This is a genomic window from Blautia caecimuris, from assembly GCF_024622975.1.
Lineage (GTDB): Bacteria > Bacillota > Clostridia > Lachnospirales > Lachnospiraceae > Blautia_A > Blautia_A caecimuris.
This window is the reverse complement of record NZ_JANJZT010000013.1, coordinates 35081-59285: the sequence shown is the minus strand read 5'-3', so window position 1 is coordinate 59285 and position 24205 is coordinate 35081. Positions and strand designations below refer to the sequence as shown.

Annotated in this window: 21 protein-coding genes; 16 read left to right on the top strand and 5 right to left on the bottom strand. The window is 41.0% G+C overall.

The window, feature by feature from the left end; genetic code table 11:
* Positions 1 to 186: 186 nt before the first annotated feature.
* Positions 187 to 1626 carry a TrkH family potassium uptake protein gene (locus NSA57_RS09705; protein ID WP_147600147.1) on the bottom strand — a complete coding sequence of 480 codons (1440 nt, stop codon included), beginning with the start codon at positions 1624 to 1626 and terminating at the stop codon, positions 187 to 189.
* Positions 1627 to 1637: 11 nt separating this feature from the next.
* On the bottom strand, positions 1638 to 2996 hold the full coding sequence (trkA, locus tag NSA57_RS09700) for a Trk system potassium transporter TrkA (RefSeq protein WP_257464723.1): 1359 nt from the start codon (positions 2994 to 2996) through the stop codon (positions 1638 to 1640).
* Between the two features lie 407 nt (positions 2997 to 3403).
* On the opposite strand from trkA, the gene NSA57_RS09695 reads away from it, so the two are divergent.
* The 11 genes from NSA57_RS09695 to NSA57_RS09645 all read left to right on the top strand — a co-directional run bounded on the left by NSA57_RS09695 (position 3404) and on the right by NSA57_RS09645 (position 16683).
* On the top strand, positions 3404 to 4333 hold the full coding sequence (locus NSA57_RS09695) for a mechanosensitive ion channel family protein (protein ID WP_330671323.1): 930 nt from the start codon (positions 3404 to 3406) through the stop codon (positions 4331 to 4333).
* 84 nt (positions 4334 to 4417) lie between these two features.
* Complete coding sequence (locus NSA57_RS09690) at positions 4418 to 4969, top strand: biotin transporter BioY (RefSeq protein WP_147600145.1); 552 nt, start codon at positions 4418 to 4420, stop codon at positions 4967 to 4969.
* Between the two features lie 47 nt (positions 4970 to 5016).
* Positions 5017 to 5424, top strand: coding sequence for a DUF1284 domain-containing protein (locus tag NSA57_RS09685; RefSeq protein ID WP_147600144.1), 408 nt, complete (start codon positions 5017 to 5019; stop codon positions 5422 to 5424).
* The gene (locus NSA57_RS09680; RefSeq protein WP_257464722.1) at positions 5421 to 6431 is read left to right on the top strand and encodes an AraC family transcriptional regulator; all 1011 of its coding nucleotides are present in this window, start codon (positions 5421 to 5423) and stop codon (positions 6429 to 6431) included. Before NSA57_RS09685 ends, NSA57_RS09680 begins: the two co-directional genes overlap by 4 nt.
* Before the next feature lie 114 nt (positions 6432 to 6545).
* Positions 6546 to 9194 (top strand): family 78 glycoside hydrolase catalytic domain, encoded by a 2649-nt coding sequence (locus tag NSA57_RS09675; protein WP_257464721.1) that lies wholly within the window; start codon positions 6546 to 6548, stop codon positions 9192 to 9194.
* A 131-nt stretch (positions 9195 to 9325) separates the two neighbouring features.
* A complete protein-coding gene (locus NSA57_RS09670; protein ID WP_257464720.1) occupies positions 9326 to 10648 on the top strand; it encodes an ABC transporter substrate-binding protein in 1323 nt (440 codons plus the stop codon).
* Positions 10649 to 10715: 67 nt separating this feature from the next.
* Complete coding sequence (locus NSA57_RS09665; RefSeq protein WP_257464719.1) at positions 10716 to 11576, top strand: carbohydrate ABC transporter permease; 861 nt, start codon at positions 10716 to 10718, stop codon at positions 11574 to 11576.
* Position 11577: 1 nt separating this feature from the next.
* The gene (locus NSA57_RS09660) at positions 11578 to 12408 is read left to right on the top strand and encodes a carbohydrate ABC transporter permease (protein WP_147600140.1); all 831 of its coding nucleotides are present in this window, start codon (positions 11578 to 11580) and stop codon (positions 12406 to 12408) included.
* A gap of 203 nt (positions 12409 to 12611) precedes the next feature.
* On the top strand, positions 12612 to 14405 hold the full coding sequence (locus tag NSA57_RS09655) for a sensor histidine kinase (RefSeq protein ID WP_147600139.1): 1794 nt from the start codon (positions 12612 to 12614) through the stop codon (positions 14403 to 14405).
* Entirely contained in the window at positions 14380 to 15861 is a 1482-nt protein-coding gene (locus NSA57_RS09650; protein ID WP_257464718.1) for a response regulator transcription factor, read from the top strand. Before NSA57_RS09655 ends, NSA57_RS09650 begins: the two co-directional genes overlap by 26 nt.
* 285 nt (positions 15862 to 16146) lie before the next feature.
* Positions 16147 to 16683 carry a flavin reductase family protein gene (locus NSA57_RS09645; RefSeq protein ID WP_147600137.1) on the top strand — a complete coding sequence of 179 codons (537 nt, stop codon included), beginning with the start codon at positions 16147 to 16149 and terminating at the stop codon, positions 16681 to 16683.
* Positions 16684 to 16725: 42 nt separating this feature from the next.
* On the opposite strand, the gene NSA57_RS09640 is transcribed toward NSA57_RS09645, so the two are convergent.
* From NSA57_RS09640 to NSA57_RS09630, 3 genes are read right to left on the bottom strand one after another with little or no spacing between them, the layout of a single operon-like run.
* Positions 16726 to 17352, bottom strand: a complete 627-nt coding sequence (locus NSA57_RS09640) for a manganese catalase family protein (protein WP_257464717.1) — start codon at positions 17350 to 17352, stop codon at positions 16726 to 16728.
* Positions 17353 to 17355: 3 nt separating this feature from the next.
* Entirely contained in the window at positions 17356 to 17640 is a 285-nt protein-coding gene (locus tag NSA57_RS09635) for a spore coat protein CotJB (RefSeq protein ID WP_022068677.1), read from the bottom strand.
* A complete protein-coding gene (locus NSA57_RS09630; RefSeq protein WP_243873673.1) occupies positions 17637 to 17960 on the bottom strand; it encodes a spore coat associated protein CotJA in 324 nt (107 codons plus the stop codon). Before NSA57_RS09630 ends, NSA57_RS09635 begins: the two co-directional genes overlap by 4 nt.
* A gap of 224 nt (positions 17961 to 18184) precedes the next feature.
* On the opposite strand from NSA57_RS09630, the gene NSA57_RS09625 reads away from it, so the two are divergent.
* The 5 genes from NSA57_RS09625 (at position 18185) to hrcA (ending at position 24189) form a co-directional block, all read left to right on the top strand.
* Complete coding sequence (locus tag NSA57_RS09625) at positions 18185 to 19159, top strand: hypothetical protein (RefSeq protein WP_257464716.1); 975 nt, start codon at positions 18185 to 18187, stop codon at positions 19157 to 19159.
* A gap of 68 nt (positions 19160 to 19227) precedes the next feature.
* Positions 19228 to 19710: a hypothetical protein gene (locus tag NSA57_RS09620; RefSeq protein ID WP_257464715.1), complete on the top strand. Its 483-nt coding sequence runs from the start codon at positions 19228 to 19230 to the stop codon at positions 19708 to 19710.
* Positions 19711 to 19901: 191 nt separating this feature from the next.
* Positions 19902 to 20318, top strand: a complete 417-nt coding sequence (locus tag NSA57_RS09615) for an EamA family transporter (protein WP_257464714.1) — start codon at positions 19902 to 19904, stop codon at positions 20316 to 20318.
* A 603-nt stretch (positions 20319 to 20921) separates the two neighbouring features.
* Positions 20922 to 22919: an excinuclease ABC subunit UvrB gene (gene uvrB, locus NSA57_RS09610; RefSeq protein WP_257464713.1), complete on the top strand. Its 1998-nt coding sequence runs from the start codon at positions 20922 to 20924 to the stop codon at positions 22917 to 22919.
* 199 nt (positions 22920 to 23118) lie between these two features.
* Positions 23119 to 24189 carry a heat-inducible transcriptional repressor HrcA gene (hrcA, locus tag NSA57_RS09605; RefSeq protein ID WP_257464712.1) on the top strand — a complete coding sequence of 357 codons (1071 nt, stop codon included), beginning with the start codon at positions 23119 to 23121 and terminating at the stop codon, positions 24187 to 24189.
* The last annotated feature ends 16 nt before the right edge of the window (positions 24190 to 24205 follow it).

Sequence of the window (24205 nt, the reverse complement as noted above, 5' to 3'; positions counted from 1 at the left end):
AGCTTTCTACATACCTTACTATAAAACATAAATGTGAAGAAATTGTGATATCAATTTGAAAAAATTATGAAAAACAGTGTTGCCTCTGACATAATATTTTTCAGATGATTTTGAAATATTTTCTGTCACAGTTACGGAACATTTTCATCCAGGCAAAATATAATTGTTTTTCTGCTTACAGTAAAGTTAAAATTTTTTCCATGTATCCTTAAAGAATAAAAGAAGCAGAGGGAAGATTTCCAGCCGCCCGGCAAGCATGTCGAAAATCATAACACTTTTGGACAGATAGGAGAAGGAACTGAAATTTCCCATTGGTCCTGCAACTTCAAGGCCGGGTCCAATATTATTCAGGGTAGCGGCAACTGCGGTAAAGTTGGTAACCAGATCAAAATTATCCAGTGAGACGATCAGGATAGAACCACAGAAGATCAGCAGATAAACACTGAGAAAAATATTGGTAGAGCGCAGCGTCTCATGTGAAACCGCCTTATTATCCATTTTCAGTTTTTTTACCGCATTTGGGTGAAGGTATAGCTGAAACTCCTTTCGGGCTGCCTTACAGAGAAGAACAACACGGGAAACCTTGATACCTCCTCCTGTACTTCCTGCACAGGCACCAACAAACATAAGCAGAACCAGAATCGTTTTTGACAGCGCAGGCCACTGGTTGAAATCTGTACTGGAATAACCGGTGGTTGTAATAATAGAACCAACCTGGAATGCTGACTGCTGGAATGCTTCTGCAAATCCGCTGAACATGTGGCGGGTATTCACTGCGATCAGAATTACGGAAGCAAGGATGATTCCAAAATAATACCGCACTTCTTCAAGCTTAAACGCCTGCTTAAATTTCTTTGTGAGGATCAGATAGTAGGCAGAAAAATTCACACCAAATAAAATAATAAAAACAGTTGTTACCACCTGACAATAAGTGCTGTAGCTTGCCATACTGTCATTTTTGATTCCAAAGCCTCCGGTTCCGGCAGAACCGAAAGTAATACAGAGAGAATCAAATACAGGTACGCCGCCAAGCAGCAAAAGGATGATCTGCAGGACAGTCATGCCCAGATAAATCGTGTAAAGTATTTTTGCAGTGGACTGTACTTTTGGGACAAGCTTGCTGACAGAAGGTCCGGGGCTTTCTGCTCTCATTAGGTTCATATGATATCCGCCTGCTAGAGGCAGGAGAGAAAGAAGAAAGACAAGCACTCCCATTCCGCCGATCCAGTGGGTAAAGCTTCTCCAGAAAAGGACTGATTTCGGAAGAATTTCCACGTCAGTCAGGATACTGGAACCGGTAGTGGTAAAACCGGATACTGTTTCAAAAATCGCATCAATGGGATGCGGAATCGCGCCGGAAAGTATAAAGGGAATCGCTCCGGTGATACTGAGAACAATCCAGCTGAGGGCAACTGCAATACAGCCGTCTTTTATATAAAATACTTTATTTTGAGGCTTCTTGTTTGTCAGGGGCAGACCAACGGCAAGACAGATGACAATGGAAACAAGAAAAGCTCCAAGGTCAGTTTCTCCATAAATAACAGCAGTCAGGCATGGAAGAACCATAAATATCGCCTGAAGATTAAATACCCATCCAACAATATAAAAAATAATACGGTAATTCATGATTGCACCCCTTATTTCTCAAGGATATCGCAGATATTGCGAAGTCCCTTGTGTGTAGTAGCAACAATTACATGATCTCCTACCTCTACGGTGTCATGGCCGCGGGGAATCCGTACAGATCCGTTACGGGTGAGGCAACAGATCAGAAGATTTTTTTTCAGCTTCAGTTCAGAAAGTGGAACCCCTGTCACTGGTGAATGATCGTGTACTGCAAATTCCAGAGCTTCTGCCTGACTGTCCAGAATATGGTAAAGAGTTTCTACATTGCTGCCAATGGTATTCTGCATAGCCCGCACATAGCGGAGAATACTGTCTGAGGTTATGTATTTTGGGTAGATCACACTTCCAAGATCCAGATCGTCAATGACGTCTGTATAGGGCAGACGGTTTACCTTTGCCACTACTTTTGCATTGGAGCTTTTTTTGGCAAACAGAGAGAGAAAAATATTCTCTTCATCAAAATTGGTAAGCGTAACAAAGGACTCTGCAGTTTCCAGACCTTCCTCCAGAAGAAGGGCGCGGTCCGTTCCGTCGCCGTTGATAATGGTGGCATCCGGAAGCAGATCGCTGAGAAATTCACAGCGATTCGGATCTTTTTCGATGATCTTTACATGGATTCGGGTATCAATCAGAGTTTTTGCAAGATAATAGGAAATAGTTCCGCCGCCTATGATCAGCGCATTTTTCACCTGGTTTGTCCGAAAACCTATTTTTTTGAAAAACAGGGCAGTATTCTGTGGAGTGGCAATAATAGAGACAAAATCACCGTCATGTATGATATAGTCGCCTCCCGGAATGGTAAGCGCATCTTTGTTTTCCACAGCACAGAAGAGAATATCGCACCGGAATTTTTCTGTGATCCGGGAAATGCTCATGCCGTCCAGATGAAATTCAGGAAGGACCTTAAATTTTAAAAGCTCTACCTTTCCTCTGGAAAAAGGATCAATTTTTATGGCAGCCGGAAAACGAAGCAGACGGGAAATTTCCTGAGCTGCAGCGTATTCCGGGTTAATGATCATGGAGATACCCAGCTTTTCTTTGATAAATCCGATTTCCTGACTGTAGATCGGATTGCGTACCCGGGCAATTGTCTGGCAGGAGCCGGTTTTCTGTGCAATCAGGCAGCAGAGAAGATTCAGCTCATCTGAAGCGGTAACGGCAATAAGAATATCGGCAGTGCTGATGCCTGCCTCCATTAATGTATTGATGCTGGCGCCGTTTCCTACAATACCCATTGCATCAATATCCTCAGTAACATCGTTGATCGTTTTTTCTACAGTATCGATAAGCGTCAGGTCAATTTCTTCCTCCTGAAGCTGCTCTGCAAGGGTACGTCCTACTTTTCCGCACCCGACGATTATGATATGCATGGTTTCCTCCATTATAAAAAATATTATATAAGCGTCCTTATTATAGCATTGTAGGAACAGTTTTTAAATAGGAAAAATCTTTTGACTTCATGAGTTTTCAGGAGATTTTTTGTGCTTTTTTTAGAAAATCAGAATGAAATTAAAAGAAAAGAAATAGCTCCTGTTTCCAGATCATTGTTCTGACAGTTACTTTTAGCATATATATATCAGAATCCCGAGATATAAACAGGACAAAATACCATTACAGAAAGTGACTTGGAATGCATGTTGTCCAGGTTTCTGTGAATAGAGTGGGTAGCAACAAAAAGATAGATCGATAAATACAGGGATTCCTGTGTGTTTTATGTGAGCAATTTATGGTATGATAAAGGGGCATAAGATAAAATACAGAAAACGGGGTGATGATTATGGATATGGAAACCGTAAATGAAACTGTTGAAAAGGTGGATCAGGGACTGGAGGAAATAGGACTTGGCGGAGTATCAGATAATATAAAGGAGATTTTGAATCTGAAAGAATATATGGCAGGTCAGATTCCTGCGATCGTAGGCTTTGGTCTGAAGGTGGTACTTGCGATTATTGTATTTTTTGTAGGAAGAAAACTGATACGCTGGGCGGTAAAGCTGATGAAGCGTTCCATGGAACGTGCGCGGCTGGACGAGGGCGTGGTGCAGTTTGCATGTTCCGCAGGTAAGGCAGTTCTGTATACCATGCTGATTTTTAATATTGCAGTCAGCCTGGGAGTAACGGAATCTTCGGTGGCAGCTCTCCTGGGTACAGCAGGTGTGGCCATAGGTCTTGCTCTTCAGGGAGGACTTGCCAATCTGGCAGGAGGAGTTCTTCTTCTGGTTTTTAAACCGTTTGTGGTTGGGGATTATATTATTCAAAACCAGCAGAATGGCTGTGAGGGAACCGTGGCAAGGATTGAAATGTGCTACACCACACTTCTTAGCATTGACAACAAAAAAATCGTGGTGCCTAACGGAACACTTTCCAACAGTACAATCATCAATGTCACAGCAAAAGAGACAAGAAAACTGGAAATAAAAGTAGGGATTTCCTATGAGTCGAATATTCAGAAGGCAAAAGAAATTTTGGAAAAAATTCTTCTGGAGGATCCGGACACCCAGGGGGACAGAAGCGAAATGGTGGTATTTGTGGATCAGCTTGCAGACAGCGCTGTGATCATGGGACTGCGCGTATGGGTTCCTACGGATTCCTACTGGCCTGTGAAGTGGAGACTGAATCAGAAGATTAAAGAGGAGTTCGACGCTCAGGGAATTGTAATTCCTTATAATCAGATGGACATCTATGTACACCATAAAGATCAAACGTAAACTAAAGTATAAATAAAGTTGACAATGTATCTTCCCTGTGTTAAAGTAAGACAGTCAAAATGTGTTACAGCAGGAGGAAAAGAGATGAATACAATGGCAGCAGCAAAAAGTAAAACCTATGATCTTGTTTATATTGCGGTATTTGCAGTACTGATGGCAGTCTGTTCCTGGATTTCAGTTCCTACAGCAGTTCCTTTTACCCTGCAGACCTTTGCAGTATTTATGGCAGTAGGTGTTCTGGGAGGACGAAGAGGTACCATGTCCGTTGCTCTTTATATTATTCTTGGAGCAGTGGGAGTTCCTGTATTTGCGGGAATGACAGGGGGAATCGGAATTCTCACAGGAACAACCGGAGGATACATTGTGGGATTTTTATTTTCTGCCCTTGTTATGTGGGCAATGGAAAAGATTCCCGGAAAAAAATCTGTAATACAGATTTTATCTATGGCTGTGGGCCTGATTGTATGCTATGCTTTTGGTACTGTATGGTTTATGGCTGTGTATATGAAAACAAGCGGTCCGGTAGGCTTGATGGCGGTTCTTGGATGGTGTGTGATACCCTTTATTATTCCGGACATTATTAAAATCGTGATGGCATATGGTTTGTCCAGAAAATTAAAAAAGTATATCATGTAAAGCAGAATCGGGGAACCTCCCCGGTTTTGTTATAATCAGGAGAGAATATGAAAGAAAAGCAAAACAGCATCTGCCTGCGCCCTCATCATGGTATGTGCCTGGCTTATTTTGAGGGCAGGGGTTACAGCCGGGAATTTGCAGAGCATATGGGAAAAATTCTGGATATTATGGAAAGAGATGCCAGGGTATCTTTAACAGTTGGGGGCGATGTAATCTGTTCTGCCTGTCCCAACCTGAAGGGGCAGGTTTGCGTGACTGCAGACCAGGTAGCGGAATATGACAGAAAGGTACTTCTGTTATGCGGATTACAGGAAAATGAAACCATTTCATTTGCAGAGTTTACAGAAAAAGTAGAAAAATTGATTTTACAGCCGGGAAAAAGAAAGGAAATCTGTGGAAACTGTCAGTGGGATGGAATCTGCAGTAGCAGAAAAAGCAGGTGGATAAAAGAATGAGGATGACAGAACAGGAACTGGAAGCTTATATCCGTCAGTATACAGAGCTGGAAAAAGAATGTATGAAAAGCAGGTTTCCGGAAAAATTCAGTAATGAAGAATTCTGGAATCAAAGAAGCAGAGAAAAGGACGGGTATATTCTGGAAAGCCGACAGTTTATGAAACCGGAGGACAAGATTGTTGTTACCAGACAGGATCGCTTTAATAAGGTGAGAGCTCACAAGCACGATTATATTGAGCTTTGTTATGTATGGTCAGGAATCTGTTATCAGACGATAGAAGGAAAAGCTGTTACTACAGAAAAGGGAGACGTATGTATTTTTGATACTCATGCTGTTCATTCTATAGAATCGGCAGGAGAAGATGATATTCTTGTAAATATACTTATGCGCAGAGAATTTTTTGACACTGCTTTTTTAAGCCGGATGACAGTCCAAGGAATTGTCTCAGAATTTCTTGTGGATGCAGTTACAGAAAGCCGTAAGAAAGAACATTATCTTTATTTTCCTTCCCATAAGAATCCAAAGGTACATGAACTGATGAAAAATATTATGGTGGAATATTTTTCACAGGATATCGGGACAGCTGAAGTTCTGGAAAGTTATATAAATATCCTGTTTACCGAGCTTTTAAGAACAATAAGAGATGAATCCACACAAAAGGATGACCTTTCCAGAGAGGTTCAGATTGTGGAGCTTCTTTCCTATATCGAAAAAAATTACGAAACCTGTACGCTTACACAAATGGGGAAAGTGTTTGGAATGCATGGGAATTATCTGACTGCTCTTCTGAAAGAAAAAACCGGAAGGAGCTTTGTGGAACATGTGCAGGAGCAGAGACTGAAAAAGGCCAGAATGCTTCTGGAAAATACAGATATTCCTATGGCAGAGCTTATTCCACTATGCGGATACAATAATATGAACTTTTTTTATAAAAAATTTAAAGAGGCCAGTGGATGTACGCCTGCATATTACAGAAAAATGAAAAGAGAAAGTCATACACCTTAAAAATAGTCAATTTTTTATTGAAAAGCGTTATTGAGAAATAACGCTTTTTTTTGTATTGTAAAGAAAATCAGGAAAGGGAAGCTTTAAAATATAATTCTTATGGAGGCGGAAACGATGCTGAAGATTACAGAAATTTTAATGGATTACGAAAAAGAACAGACAGGAATGGACCATATGCCCCAGCTTGGCTGGAAGCTGGAAAGTGATGGACGGAATATCCAGCAGGAAGCATATGAGTTAGACATTGCTCTGGATCAGGACTTTTGTGATTGTGTATACAGAAGCGGAAAGGTCATGGAGAACGCTTCTGCTCAGATCATGGTAAAGAATATCAGTCTGAAATCCATGACAAAGTATTTTGTACGTGTAAAAGTATGGGCAGGAAAAGAAGAAAGTTGCTGGGCAGAGACATTTTTTGTTACAGGTATCCTGAATACTCAGGAATGGAAGGCTTTATTTATTACTGCAGAGAATGATGAGGATGCTGCAAATTCAAAAGGAACTTATGTAAGAAAAGACTTTTGCGTAAACGGGAAGGTTAAAGAAGCATTTGTCTGTACCACAGCTCTCGGTTTGTACAATTTTTATATAAACGGAAAGAAAGTAGGACAGGATGAGCTTACGCCAGGCTGGACTTCTTACAGAAAACATCTCTGCTATCAGACCTATGAAGTAACAGATTGTCTGAAACAGGGCGAAAACGCCATGGGCGCTATTCTGGCTGCCGGTTGGTATAAAGGAAAAATGGGATTTGACGGTCTGGCAAATACAAGAAATCATTATGGGGACAGAACTGCATTTCTTGCCCGGATGGCAGTAAGATATGAGGATGGACGGGAAGAAATTTTTGTGACAGATACTTCATGGACAGGTGAGGATGCTCCTGTTATTTTTGCGGAAATCTATGATGGAGAAGTTTACGATGCCCGAAAAGAGATTCCGGGATGGGCTGAACCGGGAAGTAATGGGGGAAACTGGAGAGCAGTTTCAGCAGTTGATTATGACATGAATGTTCTTACTGCTCAGGGCAGTGGTAAAGTAAGAGAAATGGACGAGGTTCCTGCAAAAAGAATCTTTACGACCCCTGAAGGAGATACAGTAATTGATTTCGGGCAGAATATGACAGGTCATATCCGGGTTCATGCGCGGGGAAAAGCAGGAGATGTGATTGAACTTCACTGTTTTGAGGTTCTGGATGCAAAGGGAAATGTATATCTGGATAATTTAAGAGGGGCAAAAGAAGCAATGAAATATACCTTTGCCCGGGAGGAAGAGATCAGCTATGCGCCATCATTTACCTTTATGGGCTTCCAGTATGCAAAGATAGTTTCTTTCCCTGGGAAACCGGAAGTAGAAAATTTCACAGCCTATACTCTGCATACGAAGATGGAGAAAACAGGAAGCTTTGAATGTTCCAATCAGGATCTGAATCAGCTTGCCCACAACATTCTCTGGGGATTAAAGGGAAATTTTGTAGATGTGCCTACAGACTGTCCACAGAGAAATGAGCGTCTGGGATGGACTGGAGATGCCCAGATTTTCTGCAGAACTGCCTGCTTTTTAATGAATACTTACTCATTCTACAGAAAATGGCTGAGAGACGTGGAAGCAGATCAGACACCTGAGGGCGGAGTAGCTCATGTGGTTCCGGATATTATCACAGGAAATACAGGAGCAGACTGGCTGCTGCAGCAGGGAAGTCATTCAGCGGCAGCCTGGGCAGATGTGGCAGTGATCAATCCGTGGACCATGTATCTGACTTATGGAGATAAAGAAATTCTGAGGCTTCAGTACCAGAGTATGAAGGGATGGATTGATTTTATGAAAGATCATTCTGTTGATTATATCTGGAATTATAAGCTTCAGTTTGGCGACTGGGTTGCGTTGGATGCAGAAGAAGGAAGCTATTTTGGCGCAACGCCCAATGATCTTACCTGTACTGCTTATTTTGCATATTCTACACAGCTTTTTGTAAAAATTGCAGAGATTCTGGGTAGAACAGAGGATGTAAAGGCTTACAGTGAACTGCATAAAAAGATTGTAGAAAAATTTCAAAAAACATTCTTTGACCGAAATGGTGTGATGACTGCTCAGACACAGACTGCCCATATAGTAGCGCTTTACTTTGGCCTGGTTCCGGAGAAATACAGAGAAAAAACAGTAAACGGACTTTTAAAACTGCTGGATAAGGAAGATGGACATCTTGTAACAGGATTTGTGGGAACGCCATATTTCTGCCATGCTCTCAGCCAGAACGGTCATGTAAAAGAAGCTTATGATCTTCTTCTGAAGGACGATTTTCCATCATGGCTGTATCAGGTAAAAATGGGAGCGACTACCGTATGGGAACACTGGGATGGTATAAAACCTGACGGAACTATGTGGAGTCCGGATATGAATTCCTTTAATCATTATGCGTACGGTGCAATCGGAGAGTGGATGGTCCGTGTTGCAGCAGGTATTGAGATTGATGAGAAAAATCCGGGATATAAGCATACAGTGATCTATCCAAGATTTGGCGGAAATCTGGGATGGCTGAAAGCAGAATATAAATCAGTTTATGGTCCGGTAAAGGCGTTCTGGGAGGACCAGGGAGAAAAAGCGGTTCTGCATGTATCCGTACCTGCAAATACAACAGCCACAATCTGCCTTGACAGGGCAAAAAAAGTAACAGAAGCAGATGGACTTGAATTTATTCAGTGCGAAGGTTATATGAAGGCAGAGACAGGATCCGGAGATTACAGATTTGTGTTTGAAAAATAAATATATTGTATAATAACTGTGCTGGAAAGTACATGGGGAAGGCTTGATTCTCCATGTACTTTTTTTTACGCTGCAGATAAAATAAATTTATCATAAGCGAACAGAAAACCATTAAGAAGGAGGAAGAAAACATGAAACGAAAACTGATGAGCATTCTGCTTTGTACAGCGATGACGGCCACAACTGTTGCAGGGGCAACCACTGTATTAGCAGAAGAAGAGAAAAAGGATGCAGGAGAGAAAGAATGGGAATATAAGGAAGCTGAGCTTACATTTTTGATTGATCCGGATACTGCATCAGCAGGATATCAGGCTGTGTTTGATCTTTGTGAGGAAAAAACAGGAATCCATATTGAAACAGAAATCCGTGCATCAGGAGGAGATGGTGACAATCAGGTAAAAACAAGGCTTGCATCCGGCGAGATGACAGATCTTTGCGGTTATAATTCCGGTTCCAAACTTGGTGAGTTAAATCCGGAAGAAAATTTTATTGATATTTCAGGAGAAGAATTTGCACAACGTTTGGATGATACTTATAAAACTGCGGTAAGTGCAGGTTCCGATACGGCAGTTTACGGTATTCCACTGACAGCTACAATGTCAGGTGCGATTCTTTATAATAAAGAAGTGTATGAAGAAAATAACCTGGAGATCCCTCATACATGGGATGATTTTCTGAAAAACTGTGATGTACTGAAAGAAGCAGGAATCGATGCAGTTGTAGGATCACTTGGTGATTCCTGGACGATTCAGGTACCATATTTGGGAGATCATTATAATGTGCTGGCAGGAGAGTCGGATTTTGCAGAAAAGTTTGAAGCAGGAGAAACAAAATATGCAACCTCAGAGGCAGGTTTAAAGAGTTTCCAGAAGCTTGAGGATCTTCAGTCGTATTTTAACGAAGATTATACAGCAACTACCTATGCTGATGCATGTGACAAACTGGTAAATGGAGAAGCCGGACATTACTTTATTCTTACTCAGGCACTTTCCAGCATTTATGAACTGTATGGGGATGAGGTCAATAAAATCGGACTGATGGGAATTCCGGGAGACGATCCGGAAAATCATGGACTGACTGTGTGGGAACCCACATCTATTTATGGAAATGCAAACAGTGATAAAAAAGAAGATATTCTGAGATTTATGGAATTTTATACATCAGACGAAGCTCTGGATGCGTTTACAGAAGCTCAGAAACCGGATGGACCATATTGTATTAAAGGATATGAGCTTCCTGAGGATTCCTATGATGCAGTAAAACAGGCACAGGAATATTTTGATGCAGGTAAGGTAAATGTTGCACTGGAATTTCAGACTGCTGTAAAAGGAACCAACTGTGAGTATATCTGCTCTGAGCTGGCAACAGGCCAGACAACAGCAGAGGAAGCTGCACAGGCATATGATGATGACTGTAAAAAACAGGCTACGCAGCTTGGATTGGACTGGGAATAAAAATGATAAAACAGCCGTCTGCAGCTAATACAGACGGCTGTTTTCCGTCAGGAGAGGAAAGTGAAGCATGAATAAAAAGAAGGTATACAGTACATGGTTTCTTGTTCCGGCATTGACCATTTTTCTGGTTTTTTTTATCATTCCTATGGTAACATCATTATTTTTCAGTTTAACAGTGTGGGATCTGAAATCATTTACATTTTGCGGACTTGATAATTTCAAGACATTTTTTGGAGAGCGTTCTTTAAGCATATCTGTAAGAAATACATTGATCTATGCTTTTATGACAAGCGGATTGAAGGTTGTGATTGCATTTTTTATTGCTCTGTTTCTTACCAGCAAGATCAGAACAAAGAATTTTCTCAGGGCACTGGTATTTTTTCCGAACCTTGTAAGTGCGGTTGCGATAGGTATTGTATTTAAGGCTTTAATGCATCCAAGTAAGGGTCTGATCAATGCTGCGTTAGAGGCAATTGGTATTGCGGGACCAAACTGGCTGGGGGATACAAATCTGGCACTGTTTTCAGTCATTGCAGTAGATGTATGGAAAGGCGTAAGTATTTCTACAGTTATTTTTATAGCAGGGATCACGTCTATTGATTCCAGTTATTATGAGGCAGCGTCCATTGACGGTGCAACCCGCTGGCAGACAATCAGGCATATTGTGATGCCTCTTGTACGTACATCAACGAATACAATTATTACATTGTCTTTGATCGGAGGACTTCGCTGCTTTGATCTGATCTGGGCAATGACAAAAGGCGGTCCGGGATTTGCAACAGACGTTTTATCCTCTGTTGTTTATAAACAGTATGCTTCTGGTTTTTACGGACTGTCAACAGCAGGCAATGTAATTATGTTCATATTGATTGCTATAATTGCATTTCCTCTTCAGAGATTTCTGAACAGAAGAGAGGTGTATAACTAAAATGAAAAAGAAAAAAAGACTGACACTTCTGGGTGATATTCTGGGCTGCATATTTGGGATTCTTATTTTTGCAGTGCCGTTTGTATTTATGTTTGTAAATTCTCTGAAAGACAGAAGAGAGGCTAATCTGCTTAATCTTTCGCTGCCTACAGAATGGATGTGGGAAAACTTTAAGGAGGTAATTTCTGCAAATAATTATCAGATCCTTACTGCTTTTAAAAACAGTATTATTCTGACAGCCGGTTCTCTTCTTATACTGATTCTTGCCGGTTCTATGGCTGGCTATGTGCTTCAGAGAAGATCGGACAGAACCACCAGAACAGTAGATACAATTGTTATGACAGGACTTATGATCCCTCCGGCAATACTTCCTACAATATGGGTGATGCAGGGGCTGCATATTTATAAAACCATGTTTGGAATGATCCTGGTAGAGACTGCTCTTCAGATTCCGTTTACCATTATGCTGTATAAAGGCTTTATGAATACAATTCCGGTAGAATTAGAGGAGGCCGGGTATATTGACGGATGTACCAGAGGAAGAATGTTTGTGAAGGTTATTTTTCCACTGTTAAAGCCGGTTACATCTACAATCATTATTTTAAATGCTGTTACTATTTTTAATGATTTTACAAATCCTTTGTATTTTCTTCCTGGAAATGACAATGTAACAGTTCAGCTTACTTTGTATAATTTTATGGGAAGGTATTCCAGTTCTTATAATCTGCTTTTTGCTGATGTGCTGATTATTACGGTTCCTATGCTGATTCTGTTTTTAATCTTTAATAAGAAAATTGTTGATGGTATGGTAGCAGGAGCTGTAAAAGGCTGATACGTTTTCAAGAGAGGGTATTGCAGAGCTGTTCGTTCAGTTCTGTGATACTTTTTTTTATGATACAGAAGATTTCTTTTTCCTTATTTCCAATTTCGAAATTACTGAAGGTAAATTCAGTGAATTATATGAAAAACATTGAAAAATGAGGGGGGGGGGTATTTATAATGTTTATATTGTCGGTAAATTAAAGGAGATGAGCGATGAAATTTCGAACAAAGCTGATTATTGGATTCTCTGTGATTGTATTTTTTATATCGGCTATTCTGGGAATTGTTTATTATCAGTTTAATTCAAAACATATTACAGAGATGACAAGACAAAATCTGGAGTTTTATGCAGAACAATTAACTGTGAATATGGATAATATGGTGGAATCCATGAAACAGGTAACAGATTATATAGTATCAGATCCAGACATGCTCTCTGCAATTCAGGCAATGCCCAGGTATCATGAAACAGGAGCTGATCAGGAAAGAAAAAAACAGGGAGAAGTAATTACATCAGGTTTATCTCTTTATTATCTGAACAGAGATTTTTACAGAGTACTGGTATTTAATGAAATGGGAGATGTATTCAGCAGTACAAATACCGGATCGGGAATTATTGACAGAAACCGGAATATATCAGAGATTTCCTGGCTTTCAGATGCAGCAGCGGCCAAAGGCAAAGTTGTTTTGGTTCCACCCCATGAAGACAGATGGGGACTTCGCGGTTCAGAAAAAGTGTTTTCTCTTGCAAGAAAAATTCAGGGAGGAAATTTTGGATATATAGAAGTCCAAAACGAAGCGGAAAAATTAGAATCTGTTCTTTATGTACCGGACGCTAATGTAAAAGTAATTGTGTATCTTCCAGATGGAAGGATTTTTTATGAGTCGGAAAAATTTCCGGAGCAGTTTACGGATCATATTTTTAACATGCAGGAAAAGTTTTTGCAAACCGGAACAGATAAAGGCGACTATCGGATTGCAGCAGTGCATACTTCAGAAAAGTCAGCGATCCGTGCAGCGGTAGTACAGGACAGTCAGGGAATGTTTGCTGATATGAAACAGGTAGTACTTTTATCAGCTTTTTTAGCTTTAGGATGCTTTGTGATTTCGGAGGCAGTGGCGGTGATCATAGCCAATAAGCTTTCACGTCCGATCATGCAGCTGAGAGATCAGATGGAAAATACAGGGATTGAAAATCTGGATATGGAACCTGTGATTTTTAATACAGATGATGAAATGGAAGCTCTGAGCATTGCCTATCAAAAACTGATCAGACGCTTAAATGAAGCTATGGTGAAAGAAAAAAGAATCTCTCTTCTTCAGCTGCAGGCTCAGTTTGACACGCTGCAGGCACAGGTGAATCCTCATTTTATATATAATGTTTTAAATGTAATTTCTAACAGAGGGATTGTGGATGAGGATGAAGAAATTTGCGAAATATGTGGAAGTCTGGCAGCAATGCTGCGCTATTCCGCTAATAATAAGGAGAGATACGCTACAGTAAAAGAGGAATTTGCTTATCTGGATAAATATATTTATCTCTTAAAATCCAGATATGAGCACAGGCTGGAAGTAACAGTAGATTATGATTTATCTATAGAAGGAGAAGTTCTTCCAAAAATTGTGATTCAGCAGCTGGTAGAAAACAGTATTCAGCATGGATATAAAAATGGAAAAGACATTATGAAAATATGTGTACAGGGCTGGAGAGATGAACAGGGATGGTATATTCGTGTACATGATAATGGGGACGGAATTACAGAACAGATTTCTCTGAAACTGGAAAATAAAATGGAAAACATACGGCGGAAGATTATGAGAAGCCAAAGTAATATCGAACTGGAAATTGGAGGCATGGGACTTGCAAATACTTATGCAAGAATGTTCCTTATGTATACAGACAGAGTTATTTTTGATATGAAAAACTGTCAGGATGGATTCAGTATTACAGTAGGCGTCAGAAACAGAAGGGAGGATGACAGTGTATCAGGTAATGATTGTGGATGATGAACCAACATCAGTAAATCTGTTAAAAACAGTAATTGAAAAAAAGTGCGATGGATTTCAGGTAACAGAAATCGCATATGACGGAACAGAAGCTATGGAAAAGTTAAAAGGTGTTCAGCCGGATATTTTAATCACAGATATCCAGATGCAGGTAATGAGCGGACTGGAACTTGTAAAGAGAATCCGTGAGAAATATCCGGAAATGCTTTGTGTACTTGTAAGTGGATATCAGGAATTTGAATATGCGAAACAGGCAATTCAGTACAGAGTTTCGGATTATATCCTTAAACCAATTGTTCCGTCAGATATAAAAAAACTGTTTGTGAAACTGGGAAAGAAACTGAAACAGACGTACTACTATCAGAGAAATATCCTGATTCACAGAATGGTAAATCAGCTTCCGGTGGATGAAATTGAAATTGAAAAATATTTTCAGTCAAATTGTTATTACGGAGCGATTGTCAGAAGAAACGGCATTTTATCAAGATTTTCAGACAGATGTAACAGCGAGGTATTTTCTGACATTAATGAATGGATGATTTCATATGGGCGTGACGATCAGGAAACATTATATCTTTGTCCGGAAGAAATTGTATGCGGAGACTATGTGGATATTATCAGTCATCAGATAAAAAAAGAACAGCCGGAAGCAGAATATATAACAACAGTTATTTTTCGGGAACCGTTTGCCCGGCAGACCATTGGGAATATGATAAAAAGACTTTATCGTGTTCTGGATGAGAGCATTATTCTTGGAAAGAATCAGATGCTTATTATGAATACAGGAGAAGAATTTGTTTCTTCTCAGGATAATGATTACAGCTATCTTCAAAAGCTGGAGAGTATGATAAAATCCAGGCAGTACGACAGTCTGAAAAAAACGGTGAGAGAATTGCTTTATACCTGGGGAGAAGAACAGAGAACACAGCTTTGGGTAGAGTGCAGAGTACGACAGATTTGTTATATGCTGCAACGATACGGAGCAGGAAACGGTGAATACAGAGATTATGAATATCTGATGGATGAAGCATTCAGCAATGCCGGTGATATGAGTCAGCTTGCAGAACAGATATCAGATATTTTTTTCAGAGATTTGAAAGAAAAAACAATGGGTGTACAAAAAACGTCAGCAGAGGACTACTTTAATAAAATAAGGAATTATATACAGAGAAATATGGAAAAACCGTTGAATCTTCAGGAGGTCAGCCATGAAATGGGAGTTTCTCAGACATATCTGAGCCGATTATTTCGGAAATATGAGGGACAGTCCTTTAATAATTATCTGACAGAACTGAGAATGGAAAAAGCAAAGGAACTTTTAGGAAGCCAGGATAAGGTATTTGTCAAGGATGTAGCAACACAGGTGGGATATAAAGATCAGTTTTATTTCAGTCGTATTTTTCATACATGGACAGGGATGAGCCCTTCTGAATATATAGAAAATGAAAAAAACTGACTTGAGACTGTTACATTTCCATGCTCCGTTTAGTTGTCGGCAAAAACTGAGTACATCCAGAGTAGTGATAAAAGGAGTTGGAAGCTGTAAAATAGTATTTGCAATATAGAGGCAGAAAAGCACTTGTAAACAGTTTATATGCATGATACAAAAACAGGCAAAAGCTTGTGTTAAAATATGCTTGATTATAGGACTTGTAAACAAATAGAAATTGGAATATGATAGAAAAAAGAATTCATTATTTTTACAAGTAAATTCGGAAAAATGAAACGGAGGATTCAGGAAATGAAAAAAAAGATTGATGTATTTGAGTATACAGGACAGATTTTAAATGGTGTAAAATCAGGCGTTCTGATTACATCAAAATCAGATGAGAGGGTAAATTCCATGACAATTTCCTGGGGAATGCTTGGAATTGAATGGGGAAAACCTGTTTTTATTACTGTGATCAGAGAGGGAAGATTTACAAGAGAGCTTCTGGAACAGAATGGAGAATTTACAGTAAATATACCCCTTGATGACAGCCAGAAAAAAGCTCTTGGTTTTTGCGGTTCAAAATCCGGACGTGACGTGAACAAGCTCAAAGAACTTGGCCTGACTCTGGAAGAGCCGGAAAGCATTTCCGTTCCAGGAATTAAAGAGCTTCCTCTTACATTGGAGTGCAGGATTGTCTACAAACAGAAGCAGGATATTAATGCAATGGAAAAAGAAACTGTAGAAAAATTTTATCCTCAGAATGTAGAGAGCTCTTTTACAGGCTCTAATCGGGATGTACATATTGCATATTATGGAGAAATTGTCAACGCATATATTATTGAGTAAATTTTAAGTGATTCCCCGGCCGTAACGACCGGGGGATTTTTATCAGCATTTTTTGCAGGAAGCCTCGCAGGGCATGTCAAAGGACGGGTTGAAGGCGTAGAAGTTTTTGGAGTCAAGCTGTTCCTGAACACTTCGAAGGGCTTCACCGAATCTCTGAAAATGAACCACTTCTCTTGCACGGAGAAATCGGATGGGATCTGCAATCTCAGGGATGTTGCGTACCACACGGAGAATATTGTCATAGGTGGCACGGGCTTTTTGCTCTGCTGCAAGATCTTCAAAAAGATCGGTAAGGGGATCGCCCTTACTCTGGAATTCACAGGCGTTAAATGGGATCCCACCCGCAGCCTGAGGCCATATGCCTACCGTATGGTCAATATAATAGGCGCCCAGACCACTTTTTTCTATTTCCTCCATGGAGAGATCGCGGGTAAGCTGGTGAACGATAGTAGATACCATCTCCAGATGGGCCAGCTCTTCCGTGCCTATATCGTTTAGTACAGCTGTTGCCATTCGGTTTGGCATGGAAAAGCGCTGGGAAAGATAGCGGAGGGAAGCACTGATCTCACCGTCCGGGCCACCATACTGGCTCATGATAAACTGAGCAAGCTTCGCATTAGGGGTTTTAATGTTGATGGGATACTGCAATCTTTTTTCATAATTCCACATAAGTTATCTGCATCCTCCTTCCGTTTCCCATGGGAATGGCTGTTCCATCCATTTCCAGGTGTTTCCGTCTGATTCCAGAGCATCATCTACAGTAAGAGGACCATAACACTGCGCATATTCTTTCATCAGCTTTTTTCGTTCTGCTGCATATTCACGGTAAAGTGCCATTCCTTTTTCGCAGCAGGGATGTGTGTCCAGATAAAGGAGAATATCATTGACTGCAAAGCTGACTTCATTGATTTTCTGAAGAAGCTGTGCTTTGGAGCCTGAAGAATTCTGATACATCATCTTCGTCCACCTCTCTTTCCGCAAAATGGTTTGCAAAGCTGCGGAAAAATCGTTCCCACATTCAGTGCATAACACAGATCATAGGTAGTGGTAAGCTGCTGGCAGGGCACATATGCCATTGCTGGCTCCATATGATCTGCATGGGTGTACATTTCCGGATTTATTGTAACTGTATTGGGCATACGGCAGGCACAGGACTGATTCTTATGCTGTTCTGTACACGGACAGGAAGAAGACCTGGCTGCCATCTGTGCTTTAGCCATACCGCAGGTTGCATGGTATGGACGTCCACAGGAACGGTTCACATGATAATTTTCCATGAACAAATCCTTTCTGATAAATTGAGATACCATATATTTTATGTCATAAAAACGGAAGTGTGCGAATAGGAGGATCAGCTGATTTGAAATCTTAAATTCCAGTGTAAAATGAAATTCCATATGGGGTGAGTAACAGGAAGATTTCGTTAAAATCCATTGCCTAAATCATTTAAAAAATGATACAATAAAAGCAGAAATTTTATCATTTTTCAAGGAGACGGATTATGATTTTAACAGAAGATAAAACGTATACGATATCCCTGGAGCAGGAGGACTGTGGCAGCACTACGGGCCTGGTAAATAAAAATACAGAGCTGGTATTTTCTAATAAGGAGCTGCTCCATGCAGTGGTTACCTGCGGAATGCCTATCCAGAGAATGACAGCTTCTTTTTTATCAAAAAAGAAGCTGGAGCTTACCTATAAAATGTTTCTTGTGGAGACTGCTCTTGACACAGAGGGGGACCGTCTGAAAAAAGCAAAACGGATTGCTTATCTGGATTCTTCTGAAAAGAGTGTGATGTCCTATTATATGGGAATGTTTCTGACAAAGCTTATCAGCGGAAGGCTTTACGGAGCAGACTATCTGACGCATCTGAACCTGATCAGCAGTATTGATCAGAAAGAATTTATTGACTTCTTTAACAGTGAATGGCGGCAGGATATGATCGGACTGAGCATACCTAAAAACCAGTGGAGTGTGTGGGAAGCAAAAGGAGGAAGCAACAGAAGAGAGCAGGCTTTGAAAAAGGGAAGTCAGCAGATTTCAGATATAGAATCTGTAAATGGAAATGTACCTGCTCCGGCGGCTGTGTGTATGACTTATTATGATCACAGCTATCTTTGCGGAGTGGTACGTCAGCCTGAAAGTGACCGGAAAGAAAAAAAAGAGTGTATCAGATTTCGAGAGGAAGATTTTTTCAGAGCATATTACCAGCCTCTTTGTGAGCTGTTTATGGAACAGGGAGAGGGGCTTCGTCTTTGTGGGAAAAATGTAGAAATTTCCCTGACAGTACCTTATTTTTCTGAAACAGAGTCCAAGGAGGAAGAACGTAGAGTCCGTGTAGGAATGCCCAGAAAGCTTTTGTATTGCCTGATGGAGAATGAGTACGAGAATTTTTTGCAGAAAAGAAGTGAACTGTTGGATTCAGAATATCCGGAAGATGCTTTTGTGGGGACAGATGGCATTTATATCAGGTAGGAAAAACTCCGGCAGAGAAGTAACAGAATCGTTTCTTATTTCATAAAATAAATAAAAAAGGTTTTGTCATGACATTTTCTTCTTATGAAAAGGTAACTGGAGTAATCCGGGATATCAGGAGTGGAGGTTCCTGCTGCTCGCTTCTGATTTCCGTTGATACAGATGGAGAAATTGTGAATTTTGTGGTGTCGGGTGATACCATTGTTGTGGATAACACCAGACTCAGGCGGGGGATGAAGGTAGCTGCTTTTTATGATACCAGCCTTCCTGCACCGGCTATTTTTCCACCCCAGTATCAGGCGGAACTGGTGACTGCATTAAGAGCCGGGCAGGATGTTGCGCTGAAGTTTTTTGATGATACGCTGACTGCAGAAGATGGATCTCTGAAACTGAATCTTTCCCCTGTCACAAATATACGCACTTTGAACGGGCAGCGTTTTATGTGCAGCCCGGAAGGGCAGGAGCTGCTGGTTTACTATAGCTCTGTGACAAAAAGCATTCCTCCGCAGACTGCGCCGCAAAGAATTATTGTGATGTGTCCGATGCAGTAGCTTATGAAAAAGCACAGGAATTTTTCTGTGCTTTTTCATTAATAAGGATTTGGACGGAGGATCTGATTGAATTAAAAAAGATCAAAGTGCATGATTTTTTACTGTACATCCTGACAGATATTGCAGAGATTGAAAAAGTAACCCTTGATTCAATGGTGAAGGTGACAGAACTCAGGATAAAGGAGGCAGTTATGTGGATTTTTTATGCAATAGGCTCTTCGTTTTTTGCAGGAATTACAGCAATTCTTGCAAAATGCGGAATACAGAAAACAGATTCCGATGTGGCTACAGCCATTCGAACAGTTGTTGTACTGATATTTTCCTGGCTGATGGTTCTGATTACAGGAGCCGGGAGCGGGATTGGAAAAATAGGTACACGGACAATGGTATTTCTGGTATTGTCAGGGCTTTCCACAGGAGCCTCCTGGCTTTGTTACTATCATGCTTTGCAGCAGGGCCCGGCAAGTGTGGTTGTTGCTGTGGATAAATTAAGCATTCTTGTTACCATTGCATTTTCGTGGACTGTATTTCATGAAAAACTGACTAAAAAAGCAGCATTGGGCGTGGCATGTATGACTGTGGGAACTTTGCTTCTGGCAGTTATGTGAGAGATATCAGAGATATGTAATATCATTTGCTTTGGGCAGGAATGGGAAGTTATATGATTGTCAGCAAAATTTAAGGAGAACTGCATGGATCAGGAATTGAATAAGCCTATGTTTGTGCCTGTCGACAATAAAACCCTGGCATCCAGCTTTACGGCGAGTTTAAAGGATTCTTCCCGGACAATGGGATGGAATATTTTGTCTTCTGGCATTTTGATATTAAATTGCATTGAGATGTCCCCCAGGGTTTGAAAACCTGAGGGATATTTTTATGTAAACAGATGTTATGCGAATAAGTGCAACAGGTGATTTTTATATCATAAACGGTATGAATGCAGACGCTGCTTGATGTAGAAGTAAGGATTTCCACTGGAAACGCTGCAAACAGCTATTAAGAGTTGCTAACCATGGATGTACATGGTAATAATTTGAAAAGAACAAATGTTCAAATCCCATATACAATTTTATTTTTTCATGGTACAATATCTCTTAAATTTAAGTGTTAATTCGTCCATGCTAGGTTCACTATTTTTTAATGTACTTCGACGAATTTCTGCCTGACAGACGAACGTTTATTTTATGATATAAAAACCAGGAGGTGCTTTTGTGCAGAACTTACAACAAATCTTCAAACTTCACTCTGAATACAAACCAACTGGCGATCAGCCACAGGCAATCGAAAAACTGGTGAAGGGCTTCAAAGAAGGCAACCAGTTCGAGACTTTGCTGGGTGTCACAGGTTCCGGTAAGACTTTCACAATGGCGAACGTCATTGCCAAGTTAAATAAACCAACTTTGGTGCTTGCCCACAATAAAACTCTGGCGGCACAGCTCTACGGTGAGTTTAAGGAATTTTTTCCGGAGAATGCAGTGGAATACTTTGTATCCTACTACGACTACTACCAGCCGGAGGCCTATGTTCCTTCCACGGATACATATATTGCAAAGGATGCGTCTACCAATGACGAGATTGATAAGATGCGTCTTTCTGCAACTGCGGCTCTATGTGAGAGACGGGATGTGATTGTGGTTTCTTCTGTATCCTGCATTTATGGTCTGGGCGCTCCCCAGGAGTTCTTTGATATGATGATCTCTCTGCGTCCGGGCATGGAAAAAGACAGGGATGAGGTCATACGGCAGCTGATCGACATTCAGTATACACGGAATGAAATGGACTTTCATAGAGGTACCTTCCGGGTGAAGGGAGATGTGCTTGAAATTTTTCCGGCCAATGCCACAGACCGGGCGGTTCGTGTGGAATTTTTTGGGGATGAGATCGAGCGGATCACGGAGATTGATGTGCTGACCGGCGAGATTAAAAATGAAGAGAGCCATGTAGGAATTTTCCCGGCCTCTCATTATGTTGTGCCTCAGGAGCAGATTAAAAAAGCTGCAGATGCCATTCTTGCAGAAATGAAGGAGCAGGTAGATTATTTTAAAGGTGAGGACAAGCTCATTGAGGCTCAGAGAATAGCGGAGCGAACTAATTTTGATGTAGAGATGATGAAAGAGACTGGTTTCTGCTCAGGAATCGAAAATTATTCCAGACATCTGACCGGACTGGCTCCGGGACAGCCGCCTTATACATTGATGGATTATTTTAAGGATGATTTTCTTCTTATTATTGATGAGTCTCATAAAACAGTCTCTCAGGTAGGAGGAATGTATGCAGGCGATCAGAGCAGGAAGCAGACTCTGGTAGATTATGGTTTCCGTCTGCCGTCAGCTAAGGATAACCGTCCATTAAGCTTTGATGAATTTGAAGGTAAACTGGATCAGGTGATGTTTGTGTCAGCAACTCCGGGGCAGTATGAGGCTGACCATGAGCTGCTTCGGGCAGAACAGATCATCCGCCCTACAGGGCTTCTTGATCCAAAAGTGGAAGTCCGTCCTGTAGAGGGACAGATTGACGATCTGATCAGCGAGGTCAACAAAGAGGTTGAAAAGGGTCACAAAATTCTGATTACAACTCTGACCAAGCGTATGGCAGAGGATCTTACTGCTTATATGAAGGATGTAGGAATCCGTGTCCGGTATCTTCACTCAGATATTGATACACTGGAGCGCGCGGAAATTATCCGTGATATGCGCCTGGATGTATTTGATGTTCTGGTGGGTATTAACCTTCTCAGGGAGGGATTGGACATTCCTGAGATTACGCTGGTGGCAATTCTGGATGCAGATAAAGAGGGATTTCTCCGTTCAGAAGTCTCTTTGATCCAGACCATTGGCCGTGCGGCACGAAACAGTGAAGGCCATGTAATCATGTATGCGGATGTTATGACAGATTCCATGAAAAAAGCCATTCAGGAAACAGAGCGCCGCCGAAGTATTCAGGAAGCTTATAATAAGGAGCATGGAATTACTCCAATGACTATTAAAAAGGCGGTTCGTGACCTGATCACAGTTTCCAAAGCAGTTGCGGAGACTGAAGTGAAGCTGAAAAAAGATCCGGAGTCCATGAGCCGTAAGGAATTGATGAAGCTGATCGCCCAGGTAGAAAAGCAGATGCGCGCGGCAGCAGCAGATCTGAACTTTGAGCAGGCGGCAGAGCTGAGGGATAAGATGCTGGAGCTGAAGAGGAATCTTCAGGAATTGGAATAGATAAATTCCCCTTCATTAATATAAATGCAGGCATTTCAGATAAGTATTTTCTGGAGTGCCTGCATTCTTTCTGTATAAAAAGATTTTCATAAAAATACTTCTTATCTCTTGACAAACTATTTTAACGGTGCTATCTTAACAATGTAGATGTTAGCACTCCTTGATATTGAGTGCTAATAAAGGGAAAGGAGCTGAGGGCGTGGAAGATATTTTGACTGATCGTAAGAAGAAGATTTTAAAAGCGATCATCAAGACCTATATGGAAACAGGGGAGCCGGTGGGATCCCGGACAATTTCCAAGTATACAGATCTTAATGTCAGCTCAGCAACAATCCGAAATGAAATGTCTGACCTGACAGATTTGGGCTATATTGTACAGCCTCATACCTCTGCTGGAAGAATTCCTTCAGATAAAGGGTATCGGCTGTATGTGGATGAGCTGATGCAGGAAAAGGAAGATGAGATTGAAGAGATCCGAAATCTGATGATTGAGAAAACAGACAAGATGGAAAAGGTCCTGAAAAAGGTAGCCAGAGTTCTTGCCTGCAATACCAATTATGCAACAATGATCTCAGTTCCCCAGTACAGCGGAAACAAGCTGAAATTTATTCAGCTTTCCAGAGTAAATGAACTTCAGCTGGTAGCTGTAGTTGTCTGTGAGGGAAATGTCATCCGGAACCAGATTATAGATCTTGATGAGGAAATGGATGATGAGACAATTTTAAAACTGAATCTTCTTCTTAATACAAATCTCAACGGGCTTCCGATTCAGGATATTAACCTGGGAATGATCGCAAGGCTGAAGGAGCAGGCGGGAATCCACAGCGGGCTGGTAGCCAGTGTACTGGACGCAGTTGCAGCCACTATACATGTGGATGAAGAGGATCTGGAAATCTATACGTCAGGCGCTACGAACTTTTTCAAGTATCCGGAATTATCAGATAAGGAAAAAGCAACGGGTTTGATTTCCGCATTTGAAGAAAAACAGCAGCTTGCAGATCTTGTAAAGGAAAGCATGGCAGATGCAGACAACACAGGCGTTCAGGTGTATATCGGAGATGAACTTCCGATTCCTACCATGAAAGACTGCAGTGTTGTAACAGCCACTTACGAGTTAGGCGAGGGGATGCATGGAACAATTGGCATCGTAGGACCGAAACGGATGGATTACGAAAATGTTGTTAATAATCTGAAGACCCTGAAGGTTGAATTAGATCAGGTATTTGGAAAAAATAAAAAGGAAAATGGTGACAGCCAGCAGGCTGGATAGAAAGGTGGTAGAGAAC